Raw genomic sequence first — 15,365 nt, 5'->3', positions numbered from 1 at the left:
CGCGGGTTGCCGGGCGAACGCATCGTCCGGCGTCCGCGGGTGCTTCAATTCATCCCGCAACATCGCTTGTACTTCTTCCCCGAGCCGCACGGGCACGGCTCGTTGCGGCCGATCTTGGTGCGCTTGGCCGGGGTTGGCTGCGGCTGCGGCGTTGGCGGGCCCCATTCGATCACGCGCGGCGACGGATCTTGCGTGGTTCGCCACGCGTTCAAGGTGACGATCCAGCCGATGACTTTGTCGTCGGCCGTCTTGTCCAGGGCTTCGCGTTCGGCCTGGTCGATGTCGACCATCATGGCGGAGATGTCGACCAATCGTGACAGGCCGTCGAACGCCGCGCGTGTCGCGTCGTCGGCATCCTGCAGGCGCTCCCAGTGCTCCGGCCACATGTCCACGGCTGCTCCGAAGCCGTCGATCCACATCTCCCAGACCACGTCTCCCGTGCCGATGCCGGGCATCAGCGGACGGTAGCGCTCGGGATGCTCGGCCAGCGTCGTCGCGATCTCGTTGTAGTGCTGCATGATCAACGCGAAGATGCTGTTGGCGTGATCGAGATCGGAGAACGGCGCCGGCTCGTCCGCGTCGCCGCCCCACACGGCCGGCAGCCAGTCGCCGGGCTTGATCATCTCGGGGCAGACCAGCAGCGCGGCGATGAAGCCGTCGAGCTCTTCGACCTGCATGACGTCGGGCCCGATTGCAGTGAAGTCCTCTTCGAGCTGGGCGAGGTGAGGCGGGAGGTCTGGCATTGGGCTGGTCCGGCTCTAAGAGGGAGGAGCTTCCTCCGGATTTGGACGATCAGACTATAGCATGCACCTCTCTCCGTCATTCCGGGGCGCGAAGCACGAGCCCGGAATGACGAACGAGGGGGGTGAGTACCCGGTCTGCCAACAAAAAAGCCCGGGATCGCTCCCGGGCTTCGTTGTCTCTGCGACTTTAGGCTTCGCTTAGAAGTCCATGCCGCCCATGCCGCCGCCGGGGGGCATCGCGGGGCCGCCCTGGTTCTTCTTCGGCAGTTCGGCGATCATCGCTTCGGTGGTGATCAGGAGCGCAGCGACCGACGCGGCGTTCTGGATCGCGGTGCGGACCACCTTGGTCGGGTCGATGATGCCCTTCTTGACCAGGTCGCCGTACTCGCCCGACTGCGAGTCGAAGCCGAACGCGTACTGCTCCTTCTCAAGCACCTTGCCGACGATCACCGAGCCGTCTTCGCCAGCGTTGATGGCGATCTGGCGGGCCGGGGCGGAGAGGGCGCGACGCACGATCTCGACGCCGGTCTTCTGGTCGTCGTTCTTGGTCTTGAGGCCCTTGAGCTGCTCGGAGGCGCGCAGCAGCGCGACGCCGCCGCCCGGGACGATGCCTTCCTCGACCGCGGCGCGGGTGGCGTGCATCGCGTCGTCAACGCGATCCTTGCGCTCCTTGACCTCGACCTCGGTCGCGCCGCCGACGCGGATCACCGCGACGCCGCCGGCGAGCTTGGCCAGACGCTCCTGCAGCTTCTCGCGGTCGTAGTCCGAAGTGGTCTCTTCGATCTGAGCCTTGATCTGCGCGACGCGGGCTTCGATGTCGGCCTTCTTGCCGGCGCCGTTGACGATCGTGGTGTTTTCTTTGTCGATCATCACCTTCTTGGCGCGACCCAGCATCTGCAGGGTGACGTTTTCCAGCTTGATGCCGAGGTCTTCCGAGATCGCCTGGCCGCCGGTCAGGATCGCGATGTCCTGCAGCATGGCCTTGCGGCGGTCGCCGAAGCCCGGAGCCTTGACGGCCGCGACCTTGAGGCCGCCGCGCAGGCGGTTGACGACGAGGGTGGCGAGGGCTTCGCCTTCGACGTCCTCGGCGACGATCACCAGCGGCTTGCCGGTCTGCACCACGGCTTCGAGCAGCGGTAGCAGCTCGTTCAGTGACGACAGCTTCTTCTCGTTGATCAGGATGTAGGCGTCATCCATCTCGACGCGCATCTTGTCGGCGTTGGTGACGAAGTAGGGCGAGATGTAGCCGCGGTCGAACTGCATGCCCTCGACGATGTCGAGTTCGGTCTCGAGCGACTTGGCTTCCTCGACGGTGATGACACCCTCGTTGCCGACCTTCTTCATCGCGTCGGCGAGGAACTTGCCGATCTCGGCGTCGCCGTTGGCGGAGATGGTGCCGACCTGGGCGATCTCGTCGTTCGAGGTGACCTTCTTGGAGTTCTTGACGAGGTCGGCGACGACGGCTTCCACCGCGAGGTCGATACCGCGCTTCAGATCCATCGGGTTCATACCCGCGGCGACCGCCTTGGCGCCTTCGCGCACGATCGCCTGGGCCAGCACGGTCGCGGTGGTGGTGCCGTCACCGGCGGCGTCGGCCGACTTCGAGGCGACTTCGCGCACCATCTGGGCGCCCATGTTCTCGAACTTGTCGTCGAGCTCGATGTCCTTGGCGACGGTGACGCCGTCCTTGGTGATGCGCGGCGCGCCAAACGACTTGTCGAGGACGACGTTGCGGCCCTTCGGACCCAGCGTGACCTTCACGGCATTGGCGAGAATGTCCACGCCGCGCAGCATGCGGTCGCGGGCGTCGACGCCGAATTTGACTTCTTTAGCGGACATAAGAGGTATCCCTTGGGTTGGATCGTTGTGTCCTCATCCTGAGGAGCGGACCACAGGTCCGCGTCTCGAAGGATGAGTGGTCTCAGCGTGTGGAGCTCACCCTTCGAGACGCGCCTTGCAGGCGCTCCTCAGGGTGAGGGACCTCCAAAGGCTCAGGCCGCCTTCTTCTTGGCGCCGGCGTCGGTGATGACGCCCATGATGTCGCTTTCCTTCATGATCAGCAGCTCTTTGCCGTCGATCTTGACTTCGGTGCCGCTCCACTTGCCGAACAGCACACGGTCGCCGACCTTGAGGTCGATCGGGATCAGCTTGCCGGCTTCGTCGCGGCCACCCGGGCCGACGGCGACGATCTCGCCCTGCGAGGGCTTTTCCTTGGCCGAGTCAGGAATGATGATACCGCCAGCGGTCTTCTCTTCGGCGTCGATGCGCTTGACCACGACGCGGTCGTGAAGCGGACGGAAGTTCATGCAAGTCCTCCTAAGTTTCTGAATTATCTCAGAAAATCTGAATTGGCAGTCGTGAGCACCGAGTGCCAGCACGACACCGAGGAGATAGTCGAGGGATTTTGGGGAGACAAGGGCCGCGCGCGAAATTTTTAGCACTCGCCCGGAACATCTGCCAGCCACGGTGAACGAAGAGGCGGCCGCAATCAATCCCAGTCTGCCCCGGCTTTTTGATGGCTCTGTTAGCACTTGATCTAAGTCGCTGCCAACGCTGTCTTTTTCTGCATTTGCTACCGATTTTGCACTTGAGATGCCCAGCCCAGATACGTCAGATTTTCAGCTGCGCGATGCCCGGCGGAGACCGGAGACGGGCACCGCGGGGACAGCAGACGGAACGACGGCATTCCCACGCAATCCCGGTCGCGAACTGTTGCGGAATGGCTGGTTCGGGAAGGAGGATTTATGGTCGAACGAGGTGCAGTTTCTGAGGACTTCAGGAAACAGGTGCTCGGCTACGGTCTGACGACGGCCGAGATTCTTTATCGCCGCCCGGACCGGCAGTGGTTGCTGCAAAGCTACACGTGGCAAGACTACGACCTCGCGCCTGATTTCCCCGCCCTGAACGACTTTCTCAGTTTCTGGAAGTCGAAGCTCGAGGGGCCGCTGTTCGCCGTCACCGTCGCGCATTCCAAGCTGATCAAGCCGGCCGAGCTGCGCGCCGTCGACGGCGTCTTCAGACTGCACTGATTGCACGATCGCCGGTCGGCGGTGAATTCGTCGGCCGGCATGGCTTCTGGTTGTGCGGAGATCCAAGACGACCAGAGGTCAGCAGCCAGAGCTGCTCTGTTTTGATAAGATTGCAACTGCGGAATGCTGACCGCAGGCGCAATCCTCATGGAGCAGAGAATGCGCAAAGCCTTCTCGAGCCATGGGCGCCGTGGGATGCATCGTATCATCCTTCGACACGCCGGATCTGCCGGGCTCCTCGGCATCAGGGCTGTTCTCTCGAGAACGGCCAGATGAGCTTCAATCAATCGATGAAGCGGTCTGATAGCTGAGAACAACCATCCCCGCGCGAAAAAATCGGGTGTCACAATCAGTAAGCCGCTTTTCGCGGCTATTGTTATCGCCCGTCGTTGCAACCCGAAACCAACTTCTAACCAAGACCAATCAGCCAGCATATCGTCTCGATTCGAACAACGCTTTCATCATCCTTTGTGCTGACAAGTAGCGCGGTCACAAGATCGTCGTCCGACCTGGTGACCTCGTAGAATCAACAGCTCTCGGGACCTGGCGATGCCGAAACGTGATGACGTCGAAGAGAAGGGTTGGGGTGATTACTCGGCTTCGCCGCAGCGGGCAAAAGACGCAGTCGTCGTCGTGGATCACGACCGGAACGTTCGTTACTTCAACGAGGCGGCCGAGTCGATCTGGGGGCTCAATCGCGCCGACGTTATCGGTGGCGATGCCGGTTCGCTCGGACTCGTCGGCCTCGGCGCGGACGACTCGAGCTCGCGTGCAGGCGAGGGGCAGATCGATATCGGCCACACGGATGGTGGCCACGTCCGCGCCGCGCTGTCGCTGGAGCGTATCGAGTCCGACTGCAAAGGCTGCACGATCGCCACCATTCGCGACGTCACTGCGGAGGTCGAGCGCCGGGAACGCCTGGCGCTGCTGATGTCGATTGCCGATGCGACCAACCGTGCCGTCATCCTGGTCGATCGCGACGACAGCATCATCTACACCAACGCCGGGTTCAGCAAACTATTCGGCTATACGGCCGATGCGGTGAAAGGGCGGTGCACGACCGACTTGCTCGCGGGGCCGCATACCGATCCTGCCGATCTGCAGAGAGTTGTCCGCGGTGAGGACGACGTCGGCAGTCGCGGGGCACAGGTTCTCCTGTATGACGACAACGGCGACGAAATCTGGGTATCCGCCGACGTCAAGGCGCTGCGCAATCCGCACGGCGAGATCATGCATATCTTCGCCTCGATGACCGACATCTCCGAGACCGTGCAGTTGCGTTCGCTGCAGCAGCTGACCCTGGCGGCGCTGGCCGACGAAGTGCCGATTGCTGAAGTCGCCGATCGGATGTGCCGCTTCGTCGAACGCATTGCGCCTGATGTGGTGTCGTCGCTGCTCCATATCGATAAGAGCGGATTCATCCATCCGATTGGTGGGCCGACCTTGCCCCAGGATTATTCCGCTGAGCTGGACGGGGTCGCGATCGGTCCAAATGTCGGATCCTGCGGCGCCGCCGCCTATACCGGCGAGCCGGTGCTGGCGGTCGACCTCAAGACCGATCCGCGTTGGCAGCCGTTCAATGCGATGCCGCTCGCGGCGGGGCTGCGCGCCTGCTGGTCGTTGCCGATTAAGTCCAAGGACGACCGTGTCATCGGCACCTTCGCATTCTATTTCCGGCAGTGCCGTGCACCGAGCCGTTGGCACGAGCGCATCGCGCAGGCGTGCTTGCATCTCGGAGCATTGGCGATCGAGCGTATGGAATCGCGCGCTCAGATCGCGCAGATGGCCTACAACGACTTGCTCACCGGCCTACCCAATCGCGCTCGTCTGCGCGATCTGATCCAAGATGCGATCACGACCTCCTTCGGGGCGGCATGTGGCGTTGGCGTTTCTCGACCTCGACAATTTCAAGGATATCAACGATACGCTCGGCCACTCTGCCGGTGACGACTTCCTCATGGCGTTTGCCGGGCGGCTGCGTGAGCAAGTGAAACCGGGTGACATTCTCGGGCGCCTCGGCGGCGACGAGTTCGTCGTTGCGATGCCGGGCTGTGACGCGGCCGGAGCGGATGCCGTCGTCGCGCGGATCGCGCAGGCGTTGACGGCGCCGCTGAAGCTGGCGACCCGTCAGGTGTCGATGTCCGCCAGTATCGGTATCAGCATCTATCCGGACAACGCCACCGAGTTCGATACGCTGCTCCGGCAGGCCGACACGGCGATGTATCAAGCCAAACGGGCCGGACGCGCGACCCGTCGGTTTTACAGCGATGATATGAATGGGGCCGCCCAGGAGCGTGTGATCTACACGACCGCGCTTCGCGACGCGATCGCACGCGAGGCCCTGGAGCTGCACTACCAGCCGCAGATCCGCTCGTCCGACGGCACGATTTTCGGCGTCGAAGCGCTCGCGCGATGGAACGATGCCGTACTCGGCGCCGTGTCGCCTGCGAAGTTCATCCCGCTCGCCGAGGAGTGTGGATTGATCGAGCAGATCGCGCTGTGGTCGATCCGCGCCGCCTGCCGGCAGATGGCGGCGTGGCGCAAGGCCGGGCTCGATATTCCCACGGTGTCCGTCAATCTGTCGCCGATCAACTTCCAGAATCCCGATCTTGCTTCGATCGTGGCCGATATTCTCGCCGAATTCGAGCTGCCGCCGGAAGTGTTGACGATCGAAGTGACCGAGGGCGTGCTGCAGAACGAAGAAGCGGTGGCTCTGGGCAGCATGCAGACGCTACGCGCGCTGGGGGTCGGCTTGGCGCTCGACGATTTCGGAACCGGCTATTCCAGCCTGAGCCGCTTGGTGCAACTTCCCATCCGAGAGTTGAAGATCGACCGCAGTTTCATGCAGCAGCTCGAGACCGACAGCAACGCGCGGGCGGTGGTCACGGCCATCATCCGTGTCGGACAGGCGCTGGAGCTCACCGTGGTCGCCGAAGGCGTCGAGACCGAGGGGCAACAAATGCTGCTCTCGCAGCTCGGCTGCGCTGTGGTGCAGGGCTTCCTCCACGCGCCCGCGCTGCCGCCGTCGGCATTCGCGCGCTGGCTGATCGAGCACAGCACCACGCGAGCTGTCTCGCTGATGCGGCGGATCCGCAAGCTCGCTGGGCAGCGGCCGCTGGCCTCGCGGACGGATCTATTGCGGCTGTCGAGCTGACGAGGCGTCGTAACCTCTATCCGCGCGGGGAGAGGGAGCAGGCAGCGTCCGCCAAGACGCAAGTTGCCTACGTCGCCTCCTTTACGTCATCACCCCGACCACCGCGCCCATCAGGCAGGTGGTGAGCGTGCCGGAGACGATCGACCTGAGGCCGAGCGCGGCGATCTCCTCGCGGCGCTGCGGCGCCATCGCAGTGAGGCCGCCGAGCATGATGCCGAGGCTGCCGAAATTGGCGAAGCCGCACATCGCGTACAGCATGATCAGCTTCGAGCGCGGATCGAGCGCCCCCTCCGGCAGCTTCGAAAGCTCGACATAGGCGATCAGCTCGTTGAGGACAGTCTTGATCCCCATCAGCGACCCCGCCGTCACCGCCTGATCCCACGGTAGGCCGAGCAGCCAGCACACCGGCGCCATCAGATAGCCGAGCAGCCGCTGCAGCGTGATCGCCTCGCCGCCGATAGGCGGCAGCAGGCCGAGTGCGGCGTTGCCGAGATACACCAGCGCCACCAGCACGATCAGCATCGCAATGATGTTGAGCAGCAGGTCGAGGCCGGCGGCGGTGCCCTTGACGATGGCGTCCATGCTGCTGACCGCGATCTTGCCGGGATCGGCGAGTTCGCCGCCGGTGGCGCGCGCCTCCGTCTCCGGCACCATGATCAGGCTGACTAGGATCGCGGCCGGCGCGCCGAGGACCGAGGCGATGACGAAATGCGCGGCGGCGTCCGGCAGCACCGGCGCCAGCAGCGTCGAATACAGCACCAGCACGGTGCCGGCGATCCCGGCCATGCCGCCGGTCATCACCAGGAACAATTCGCTGCGGGTGAGCTGCGCCAGATATGGGCGGATGAACAGCGGCGCTTCGACCATGCCGAGAAACACATTGGCGGCGGTCGACAGCCCGACCGCGCCGCCGACGCCGAGCGTGCGCTCGAGCAGCCACGCCATGCCGCGCACCACCGGCGGCAGGATCCGCCAGTAGAACAACAGCGTGGTCAGCACGCTCATCACCAGCACCACCGGCAGCGCCTGAAACGCGAGGATGAAATCGGCGCCGGGCGCCTTGACGTCGAACGGTGCCGGGGCGCCGCCGAGATACCCGAATGCAAACGAGGTGCCGGCGCGGCTCGCCGCTGCGATCACGCCGACCGCGTCGTTGATCGCCCCGAACGCATGGGCGGCGCCGGGCAATTTCAGCATCGCGACCGCGGTCAGAAGCGTGACGCCGAGCCCGATCGCGACCTGCCGCACCGAGACGCGGTCGCGATGTTCGCCGAACGCCCACGCGAGCATCAGCAGCGCGAACACGCCGAAGCCGGATTGCAATTGCAGCATTGTGTCCCCCGAGCCGAACCCGATGGGTAGGCCACGGCGGGGCGCGCTGGCAAGTCGACTAAAGCGCGGATCACCGCGACGATGCCGTCATCGCGGCTTCGTCCGCCGCGACGACACTGCGGTTCGAACAGGCTGTGCTAGACAGGCCGGACAGGTCGGCCGTCGCGATATTGGATCGGATATGAGCGAACGGATTATCGTCACCTATCAGGTCGGCGCGCCGCCGGCGGAGATCGCCGCGCGCGCCGAGGCGCTGGCGATCGAGCAGAGCGTCGAATGCCCGCTCGCGGCGGTGACGGAGCCGCATCTTCGCGACGACATCGTCGGCCGGGTCGAAGCGATCACGCCGATCGGCGAGGCGCGATTTTCCGTGCGGATCAGTCTGGCGAGCGCGACCGCACCCGCTGAGCCGGGACAGCTTCTCAATATGCTGTTCGGCAACAGCTCGATCCAGCCCGACGTCGTGCTGGCCGATGTCGACTTGCCGTCGGCCTATCCGGCTGCGTTCTGCGGGCCGAGGTTCGGGATCGCCGGCATTCGCGCCAAGCTCAATGCGCCGCGGCGGGCGCTGACCGCGTCGGCACTGAAGCCGCAGGGGCTGTCGCCGCAGGCGCTGGCGGCGCTCGCGGGGCGGCTGGCGCGCGGCGGCGTCGATCTGATCAAGGACGACCACGGCATCGCCGATCAGGCGTTCAGCCCGTTCGCGGCGCGGGTGCCGGCGGTCGCCCGCGCGGTGGGGGACGCCAATGCGGTGCGGGGGGCGACGACGTTGTATGCGCCGCACGTCTCCGGTTCGCTCGACGACATGCGGCGGCAGCTCGACATCGTCCGCCGCGAAGGTCTGCCGGCCGTGATGCTGATGCCGATGATCGTCGGGCTGGCGAACTTCCATCTGATCGCCAAAGAGGCCGAGGGGCTGATCGTGCTGGCGCATCCGTCGCTCGCCGGCGCGCAGCGGATCGCGCCGGACCTGCTGCTCGGCCGACTGTTCAGGCTGCTCGGTGCCGACGCGACCATCTTTCCGCATCACGGCGGCCGGTTCGCCTACACGCCGGAGACCTGCCGCGCGCTGGCGGATGCGGCGCGGTGCGACTGGTGCGATCTGAAGCCGTGCCTGCCGATGCCGGCCGGCGGCATCGCGATTGATCGGATCAAAGAACTGCTGGCATTCTACGGTCCCGACGTGATGCTGCTGATCGGCGGCAGCCTGCTCGCTGCGGGCGTGCATCTCACCGAACAGGCGGCGCGGTTCACCGCGGAGGTCGCAAGCCATGGCCAATGACAACGCAGCAGCGCCGCAGCCGCCTTCGGGCGAGCGCCCCGGCGTGCGCGCGCAGACCGAACCGGGCCGTTGGGAAGGTGTCGCGGTAATGCCGTACAAGCAGACCGCCGAAGCGCCGTTTCAGGACGTCTCGCGGCAATTGCTGTTCTCGGATCCTAGCCTGGCTTGCGAGTGGCGCTACTTTGAGGTGAGCGAAGGCGGCTATTCGACGCTGGAGCGCCATGCCCATGTGCATGCGGTGATGATCCACCGTGGGCGCGGGCAGTGCCTGGTCGGCGAGACGATCCGCGATGTCGGGCAGGGCGATCTGGTGTTCATCCCGCCGATGACCTGGCATCAGTTCCGCGCCAATCGCGGCGACTGCCTCGGCTTTCTCTGCGTGGTCAACGTCGCCCGCGACCGGCCGCAACTGCCGACGGCGGACGATCTCGCCAAGCTGCGCAAGACCGAGCAGGTCGCCGACTTCATCCGCACCGGCGCGGAGTAGCTGCGCTTCAGCGCGGCGTGATCTCGACCGTGACGGTGTGGCGCTGTGCCGGCGCCTGGTTCTCCCAATCGCGCAAGTAGTCGAACACCGCGGTCGCGGTACCGGCCTTGCGCGCCATGATGCGGAACGACCGCATGCCGGGCACGCCGACCACCGGTTGGTGCACCACGTCGCCGGCGCCCTGGTGATAACCAGCATCGGAGATCTCGATCAGGTCGAGATCGCGGCTGGCCTTGGTGTCCAGGTGCCAGCGATAGCCGGTCGAGGGATTCTCTTTCAGGCTGAAGGTCGCATCGCCGCCGACCGCAAGGCGCAGCGTCTCGGCCGTGTCGTCGGCGCGCGGCGGCGCGACGCCTGCAACCAGCACAGTGCCGGTCAACAGGCCGAGCAGCCCCAGCTGTCGAACGGTGTTGAATGATGCCCGCATGTCCGCCCCCGGAAGTAGGTTCCTGCTGCCAATATCCTTATCAATTCATTAGCCCGGTAAATGCAGCGATCCAACAGATCATGAAGGGGACTTCCATGCGGATCGCAAGTGCGGTCTTTTTATCAGAACAATATTGCGGTGCTGCAATTGCTGTCACAGTCGGCATCCGCGACCGCCAAAGGTACTTCGACGGCATTGGCCGGAGCGGCTCCGGCACCAAGACGGCGGCGAATATTCCGGACCTGCAGCAGCTCACCGACACCACGACCGGGCTGCCGGGTGGAGGCCCCTACGCCGGAGCTACGTGATGTCGTGGTAAGCGCGCCTACCGGGGAAGCCCGGCTCATCTGAACAATGTCCGGTCCTGATCAAATCAGAACCGGAGCTCCAGACCAGTGTTTGGACGCATTGCAGCTCCGCGAAGCTGTTTGCGTTTCGCGCGACAATGCCTGCGTCGACGCTCAGGCGAGTTCGAGCGGGCCGTGGTCGTCGCAATGGTCGCCGTGCGGGTGGTGCAGGCGGCCGTTCACCAGATAATCGACGTGGTCGCCATGCGGCACGGCTTCGTGGCCGCAGCCGGGACCATGGGTATGGCTGCATTTGGTGTCGGGCGTGCATGCCACCGGGTTGGTGCCGTCGACCGCGATGCGATGTTCATCCACGTGATCGCCGTGCATGTGATGCAGATGGCCATCGTGCAGATAGTCGATATGGCCCTCGTGCTTGATTGCGGTGTGGCCGCAGTTCGGGCCGTGCTGATGGTCGTGATTGGCGTGGTGGGATTCGTTGCAGGTAGCCATTGTGGTCTCCTTCAGTGGTCTTGATGGTTGCTGTCGTGCTCGGCCGCGTGAGCGATGGCGCCGCCGATCATCTGCAGCACATGGTCGTCGGCGACGGAGTAGTAGACATGCTTGGCTTGCCGCCGGCGCTTGACCAGCCGCGCCGCGTGGAGCGATTTCAAGCGGGCCGACACGGTCGTGAGTTGCTCACCCTCGATCTCCGCCAGTTCGGAGACGCAGATTTCGTCGGTCGACAATCGCAGTAGCAGGCGCAGCCGTGCCGGCTCGCCGAGCGCTTCGAACATTTTCGCAGCGTCGTCGATGTCACGCCGCCGCGGCAGCTTGACCACCGCACGCGGCGGATGATCGTGCGGTTCAACCGTTCGCCGAACTGTCCCGGATTTCGTCATGCTCAATCCATCGATTGATGGATTGATAGGTCGATTGGGGTGGATCGTCAAGCCGCAAAGGGATCCCGGTGGCTTTGTCGCTCAGTTCGGCAAGCGTGCCGGCTTGGCGGATGCCGACACGTTGGTGAGTCTGGAGGGCTTCACCCTTGGCGAGCACTGGCCGTTTAAGGAGGCGCCGGATGTGCAGGCGGGGTGCGCGGACCATTGAGTATGGTGCCGATCAGGCGGTAACGCACCAGATACTGATAGCTGACGAAGCCGAGCACCAGCGTGATCGCCATGATGGTCGCGTATTTGGCCGGCCACGGCCAGCCCAGTCGTGCGACGGCGATCTGCAGCGCGACGATGATCGGCAGATGCACGATGTACAACCAATACGACGCGTCGGCGATGTATCGCCGCGTCTTGCTGAAGCTGGACAGGAAGCGTAGTGCGGCGCCGACCACGCCGAGCGTTGCGGTCCAACTCGCGACCGCATAGCACATCGCGCGCGCGCTGCGTAGCAGGCCGGCTTCCAAACCGTTCGTCGCCACCGCGCCGAGCAACAGACAGGCCACGATCGACGCAATCGCGACCGCCAAGTACAGCAGCCAGTACGATTGCAGCCGCCAGATCAGTCGTGATTGACGATGCAGCGCGAAGCCGAAGCCGAACGCCAAGCCGTAGACGATCCAGGCCTGCGCGGTGGTGACGAGATGATCGGGCGTGCGGATGTTCGGCCAATCCGTCCAGCTCGAATCGCCGAGCAGCGCGGCGCTCACCGGCAGCGCTAGCAGGATCGGGCCGAGCGGGCTGCAGACCACGAAGCCGACGAGATGGTCGACGCCGGCTCCGATCCGACCCGCCCGGTCGATCGCCGCGACGGCGGCGCGCAGCAGCAGCGTTATCGCGTAGAACTCGATCAGCACGTAAAGAAACCACAGATGTGTCAGCGACAATTTCGCTGCGACGGCGGGCGGCTCGTGAAGTGGGGGCTGGCGGCCGTGATTGGCGAGGATCGCGGCGACGGCGCCGATCAGCCCGAAGGCGAGGGTGACCGCCAGCCAGCCGACCACCAGCGGCAGTGCGATCCGCCGGCCGCGGTCGCGGACGAAGCTCGTTATGCCGAGCCGGTGCAGGCTAAGACGCGCGAAGAAGCCGGCGATCAGGAAGAACGTCGTCATCCGAAAGCTGTGCGAGGCGAACATGAACACCGACAACACCGTGCTCGGATGGTTGTCTGCGACCATCCAGAACTGCGGCGCGAACGGCAGAAACGACAATGCAGCGTGATAGAAGATGCCGAGAAGCAATGCGAAACCGCGCACCGCGTCGAGCGCATGCAGACGCTCGGCGGTGGCGGACTGCTGGGCCGATGCGGTCATCGCGCGCTCTGGTCTCGGGGCCGGATCGGGGTCGGCGCCGTTTGGAAATGACTGGATCAATGCCAGCATGCTGGCCCCGACGGGCCAGCGGAAGCAACCGTAAAACGCGGCAGTCGTCGGCTGGCTGAGGCCTCAGCCGCGGCCGACGAACGGCATTTTGGTCGCCATCACGGTCATGACCAGCACGTTGGCGTCGAGCGGCAGACCGGCCATGTAGGCGACCGCATCGCCGACCGCCTTGGCGTCCATCCGCGGCTCGTGCTTGACCGAGCCGTCCGGTTGCAGCACGCCGGGGCCCTCGACCATGCGGTCGGTCATCGGGGTGGCGGCGTTGCCGATGTCGATCTGGCCGACCGCGATGTCGTAGGCGCGGCCGTCGAGATTGCTGGCCTTGGTCAGGCCGGTGATGGCGTGCTTGGTGGCGGTGTAGGCGGATGAGAACGGCCGCGGCGCGTGCGCCGAGATCGAGCCGTTGTTGATGATGCGGCCGCCGCGCGGGTTCTGATCCTTCATGATCCGGAACGCGTGCTGGGTGCACAGGAACGGCGCGGTGAGGTTGGTCATCACCACCGCCTGCCATTGTTCCAGCGGCAGGTCCTCGAACGGCACCGGCGGCGCGCCGATGCCGGCGTTGTTGAACAAGAGGTCGAGCCGGCCATAGGTGGCGGTGGCCTTGTCGAATAGTGCGGCGATCGAGGCCGGGTCGGCCATATCGGCGACCACCGGCAGGCTGTCGCCGAACTCGGCGCCGAGCTTCTGGGTCTCCTGCAGCAGTTGCAGCCGGCGGCCGGCCAGCACCACGGTGAAGCCGGCCTGCATCAGCGCCAGCGCCGCGGCACGGCCGACGCCGGTGCCGGCGCCGGTGACGAGGGCGATCTTGGTGGTGGACATCGGCGTCTCCCCGAACTGTTCTATCGTTGTGATGAGGCGCGCACCGTAAAGCCAGTCCATGGCCGCAACAAGCCGATGCGGTCAGCGTTCGGCGACCGCTTCGGTGCCTGCACGTTCGTCGTTGGCCCGCGGCGCCGCCTTCGAAGTGGGACGCTGATGTCTGCTGCGATAGCTCTGGACGGCGTGCCAGACGCGGTCGGATTGCAGCGCCATCTTGCCCAACAGGGTGCGGCCGCCGACGAACGACGCCAGCGTCACCTGCTGATTGGCGAAGCGATACTTGTAGTCCTCGTCGCCGCAAAGAAAATCGATGCAGGTGGCGCCTTGATCGATCGCCCATCGGATGTAGTCGTACAACAGGATGTAGCCGGGCGAACCGCGCTCGAAGGCGGAGTCGTAGGTGGTGACATAGGCCATCATGGTGTCGTGCTGGACCAAGTTGATGGTTATTGCGACGATGATGCCGTCGCGTTCGAGCACGAAGACATGGAGCAGATTCTTGTCGGCGAGCACCTGCGCCAGCGCTGGCAGCATCGGCGAGCCCTCGTCGAACAGCGGCGCGATCAGCCCGTTGCGCGCGCACCAGGCACGCTTCAGCTCGGCACAGCGCTGCAGCGCAGGCCCGAGTTGCTCGCCGGGCCCGAGCCGCCGGAATTCGACCTTGGCGCCTTCGGACAGGCTTTTCAGCGCTCGGCGGTAGTTGCGCCGGGCGTTGCCCGATTGCGAGTCGAACCAGGCCTGCCCATTTTCCCAACGGCCGACGACGCGCAGGCTGGTGGCCTGCCGGTGATGCGGATGCAGCGCGAGGCCACCCGTCGTGCGACGTGTCAGCGTGGTCGCGGTCGCTGTCGGCAAGAGATGGGGCAGATACGCGGCATCGAAGCCGCCTTGCGCGCTGACGTAATCCCACATCCGCACGGCCAGTGCCGGGTCGGTGCAGGGGCGCAGCAGCACGTCGCAATAATCGGAATAATCCTTGGCGGCCCATTCGAGCACGCGGATGCCGTGCAGCCGGCAGATTGCGAGCGGCATCACCGCATCAAGTCGATCCCCGGACCAGGCGAGGACGATCATCAGCCCGCGCCGATGCGGATCCGGTACGGCGTGCCACCACGCTGCCACCCAAGCGTGGCATTGAAACACCGGAGCGTCGGCTTGCTCCCACAGTGTTTCCCAGGCGTCTCCGATTTCCTGCAGGCGCTCGGTCGTCCGCACAATCTCCAGGCGCGTGGCCTGCTCCAGGCTTGTGCCCTGGGCTCCCGTCGCGTCGGGCTTGCTCGTCATCTCTCGTCCTTGGTCTCGCGGCCCGCACGCAGGCGCGCCGTATGGATAAAGGGCAACCTAGTATCGAGGTGCCGTCGTTTGAATTTGTCCGCAACAGGAACAGCAGACACGGTTAATGTAACCGTGACGAGGGCGACGATTTTTCTGCCGACGGATCGACGATGAATTCGGAACTTATTCTAG

The 15,365-nt window shown here is 64.9% G+C and carries 15 protein-coding genes and 1 pseudogene; 6 read left to right on the top strand and 10 right to left on the bottom strand.

Annotated features, from left to right (window positions below; all coding sequences use genetic code 11):
• Positions 1 to 44: 44 nt before the first annotated feature.
• The 3 genes from DNX69_RS05585 to DNX69_RS05575 all read right to left on the bottom strand — a co-directional run bounded on the left by DNX69_RS05585 (position 45) and on the right by DNX69_RS05575 (position 3,049).
• Positions 45 to 743: a UPF0149 family protein gene (locus tag DNX69_RS05585; RefSeq protein WP_110785029.1), complete on the bottom strand. Its 699-nt coding sequence runs from the start codon at positions 741 to 743 to the stop codon at positions 45 to 47.
• A 198-nt stretch (positions 744 to 941) separates the two neighbouring features.
• Entirely contained in the window at positions 942 to 2,582 is a 1,641-nt protein-coding gene (gene groL / locus DNX69_RS05580) for a chaperonin GroEL (protein WP_110785028.1), read from the bottom strand.
• 152 nt (positions 2,583 to 2,734) lie between these two features.
• The gene (locus DNX69_RS05575) at positions 2,735 to 3,049 is read right to left on the bottom strand and encodes a co-chaperone GroES (RefSeq protein ID WP_054165250.1); all 315 of its coding nucleotides are present in this window, start codon (positions 3,047 to 3,049) and stop codon (positions 2,735 to 2,737) included.
• Between the two features lie 438 nt (positions 3,050 to 3,487).
• Here DNX69_RS05575 and DNX69_RS05570 point away from each other — a divergent pair, with 438 nt between their 5' ends.
• Positions 3,488 to 3,772 (top strand): usg protein, encoded by a 285-nt coding sequence (locus DNX69_RS05570; protein ID WP_110785027.1) that lies wholly within the window; start codon positions 3,488 to 3,490, stop codon positions 3,770 to 3,772.
• A 549-nt stretch (positions 3,773 to 4,321) separates the two neighbouring features.
• A pseudogene (locus DNX69_RS26885) lies at positions 4,322 to 6,926 on the top strand (EAL domain-containing protein).
• Between the two features lie 81 nt (positions 6,927 to 7,007).
• Here the strand turns inward: DNX69_RS26885 and DNX69_RS05560 are convergent.
• Positions 7,008 to 8,258 (bottom strand): NupC/NupG family nucleoside CNT transporter, encoded by a 1,251-nt coding sequence (locus DNX69_RS05560; protein ID WP_110785026.1) that lies wholly within the window; start codon positions 8,256 to 8,258, stop codon positions 7,008 to 7,010.
• A 181-nt stretch (positions 8,259 to 8,439) separates the two neighbouring features.
• Here DNX69_RS05560 and DNX69_RS05555 point away from each other — a divergent pair, with 181 nt between their 5' ends.
• Together DNX69_RS05555 and DNX69_RS05550 are read left to right on the top strand one after the other, a co-directional pair.
• Positions 8,440 to 9,540, top strand: a complete 1,101-nt coding sequence (locus DNX69_RS05555; RefSeq protein WP_110785025.1) for a RuBisCO large subunit C-terminal-like domain-containing protein — start codon at positions 8,440 to 8,442, stop codon at positions 9,538 to 9,540.
• A complete protein-coding gene (locus DNX69_RS05550; protein ID WP_110785024.1) occupies positions 9,530 to 10,027 on the top strand; it encodes a cupin domain-containing protein in 498 nt (165 codons plus the stop codon). The genes DNX69_RS05555 and DNX69_RS05550 overlap by 11 nt, the downstream gene beginning before the upstream one ends.
• A 7-nt stretch (positions 10,028 to 10,034) precedes the next feature.
• Here the strand turns inward: DNX69_RS05550 and DNX69_RS05545 are convergent, their stop codons facing one another.
• The gene (locus DNX69_RS05545) at positions 10,035 to 10,454 is read right to left on the bottom strand and encodes a protease inhibitor I42 family protein (protein WP_110785023.1); all 420 of its coding nucleotides are present in this window, start codon (positions 10,452 to 10,454) and stop codon (positions 10,035 to 10,037) included.
• Between the two features lie 80 nt (positions 10,455 to 10,534).
• Here DNX69_RS05545 and DNX69_RS26250 point away from each other — a divergent pair, with 80 nt between their 5' ends.
• Positions 10,535 to 10,762: a hypothetical protein gene (locus DNX69_RS26250; protein WP_165825189.1), complete on the top strand. Its 228-nt coding sequence runs from the start codon at positions 10,535 to 10,537 to the stop codon at positions 10,760 to 10,762.
• A 153-nt stretch (positions 10,763 to 10,915) separates the two neighbouring features.
• Here the strand turns inward: DNX69_RS26250 and DNX69_RS26545 are convergent, their stop codons facing one another.
• Positions 10,916 to 11,254 (bottom strand): hypothetical protein, encoded by a 339-nt coding sequence (locus tag DNX69_RS26545; protein ID WP_234826860.1) that lies wholly within the window; start codon positions 11,252 to 11,254, stop codon positions 10,916 to 10,918.
• An 11-nt stretch (positions 11,255 to 11,265) separates the two neighbouring features.
• Positions 11,266 to 11,583, bottom strand: a complete 318-nt coding sequence (locus tag DNX69_RS26540; protein ID WP_234826859.1) for an ArsR/SmtB family transcription factor — start codon at positions 11,581 to 11,583, stop codon at positions 11,266 to 11,268.
• A gap of 58 nt (positions 11,584 to 11,641) precedes the next feature.
• On the opposite strand from DNX69_RS26540, the gene DNX69_RS26030 reads away from it, so the two are divergent.
• Positions 11,642 to 11,851, top strand: a complete 210-nt coding sequence (locus tag DNX69_RS26030; protein WP_133255973.1) for a hypothetical protein — start codon at positions 11,642 to 11,644, stop codon at positions 11,849 to 11,851.
• Here DNX69_RS26030 and DNX69_RS05535 read toward each other — a convergent pair.
• From DNX69_RS05535 to DNX69_RS05525, 3 genes are all read right to left on the bottom strand, one after another.
• Complete coding sequence (locus DNX69_RS05535; RefSeq protein ID WP_165825192.1) at positions 11,808 to 13,007, bottom strand: acyltransferase family protein; 1,200 nt, start codon at positions 13,005 to 13,007, stop codon at positions 11,808 to 11,810. The two genes, DNX69_RS26030 and DNX69_RS05535, sit on opposite strands and share 44 nt — an antisense overlap.
• Before the next feature lie 132 nt (positions 13,008 to 13,139).
• The gene (locus DNX69_RS05530; protein WP_110785117.1) at positions 13,140 to 13,898 is read right to left on the bottom strand and encodes an SDR family oxidoreductase; all 759 of its coding nucleotides are present in this window, start codon (positions 13,896 to 13,898) and stop codon (positions 13,140 to 13,142) included.
• An 81-nt stretch (positions 13,899 to 13,979) separates the two neighbouring features.
• Positions 13,980 to 15,182 carry a GNAT family N-acetyltransferase gene (locus tag DNX69_RS05525; protein ID WP_110785021.1) on the bottom strand — a complete coding sequence of 401 codons (1,203 nt, stop codon included), beginning with the start codon at positions 15,180 to 15,182 and terminating at the stop codon, positions 13,980 to 13,982.
• Positions 15,183 to 15,365 lie beyond the last annotated feature (183 nt).

This window comes from Rhodopseudomonas palustris (assembly GCF_003226555.1).
Lineage (GTDB): Bacteria > Pseudomonadota > Alphaproteobacteria > Rhizobiales > Xanthobacteraceae > Rhodopseudomonas > Rhodopseudomonas palustris_I.
Note: the sequence above shows the minus strand (reverse complement) of the source record. Positions and strands in the feature narration are given on the sequence as shown.

What these genes read in the sequence shown, in the direction of transcription:
- DNX69_RS05585 (WP_110785029.1), bottom strand. Translation starts at nt 743, where the DNA reads ATGCCAGACCTCCCGCCTCACCTCGCCCAGCTCGAAGAGGACTTCACT.
- groL (WP_110785028.1), bottom strand. Translation starts at nt 2,582, where the DNA reads ATGTCCGCTAAAGAAGTCAAATTCGGCGTCGACGCCCGCGACCGCATG.
- DNX69_RS05575 (WP_054165250.1), bottom strand. Translation starts at nt 3,049, where the DNA reads ATGAACTTCCGTCCGCTTCACGACCGCGTCGTGGTCAAGCGCATCGAC.
- DNX69_RS05570 (WP_110785027.1), top strand. Translation starts at nt 3,488, where the DNA reads ATGGTCGAACGAGGTGCAGTTTCTGAGGACTTCAGGAAACAGGTGCTC.
- DNX69_RS05560 (WP_110785026.1), bottom strand. Translation starts at nt 8,258, where the DNA reads ATGCTGCAATTGCAATCCGGCTTCGGCGTGTTCGCGCTGCTGATGCTC.
- DNX69_RS05555 (WP_110785025.1), top strand. Translation starts at nt 8,440, where the DNA reads ATGAGCGAACGGATTATCGTCACCTATCAGGTCGGCGCGCCGCCGGCG.
- DNX69_RS05550 (WP_110785024.1), top strand. Translation starts at nt 9,530, where the DNA reads ATGGCCAATGACAACGCAGCAGCGCCGCAGCCGCCTTCGGGCGAGCGC.
- DNX69_RS05545 (WP_110785023.1), bottom strand. Translation starts at nt 10,454, where the DNA reads ATGCGGGCATCATTCAACACCGTTCGACAGCTGGGGCTGCTCGGCCTG.
- DNX69_RS26250 (WP_165825189.1), top strand. Translation starts at nt 10,535, where the DNA reads ATGAAGGGGACTTCCATGCGGATCGCAAGTGCGGTCTTTTTATCAGAA.
- DNX69_RS26545 (WP_234826860.1), bottom strand. Translation starts at nt 11,254, where the DNA reads ATGGCTACCTGCAACGAATCCCACCACGCCAATCACGACCATCAGCAC.
- DNX69_RS26030 (WP_133255973.1), top strand. Translation starts at nt 11,642, where the DNA reads ATGCTCAATCCATCGATTGATGGATTGATAGGTCGATTGGGGTGGATC.
- DNX69_RS05535 (WP_165825192.1), bottom strand. Translation starts at nt 13,007, where the DNA reads ATGACCGCATCGGCCCAGCAGTCCGCCACCGCCGAGCGTCTGCATGCG.
- DNX69_RS05530 (WP_110785117.1), bottom strand. Translation starts at nt 13,898, where the DNA reads ATGTCCACCACCAAGATCGCCCTCGTCACCGGCGCCGGCACCGGCGTC.
- DNX69_RS05525 (WP_110785021.1), bottom strand. Translation starts at nt 15,182, where the DNA reads ATGACGAGCAAGCCCGACGCGACGGGAGCCCAGGGCACAAGCCTGGAG.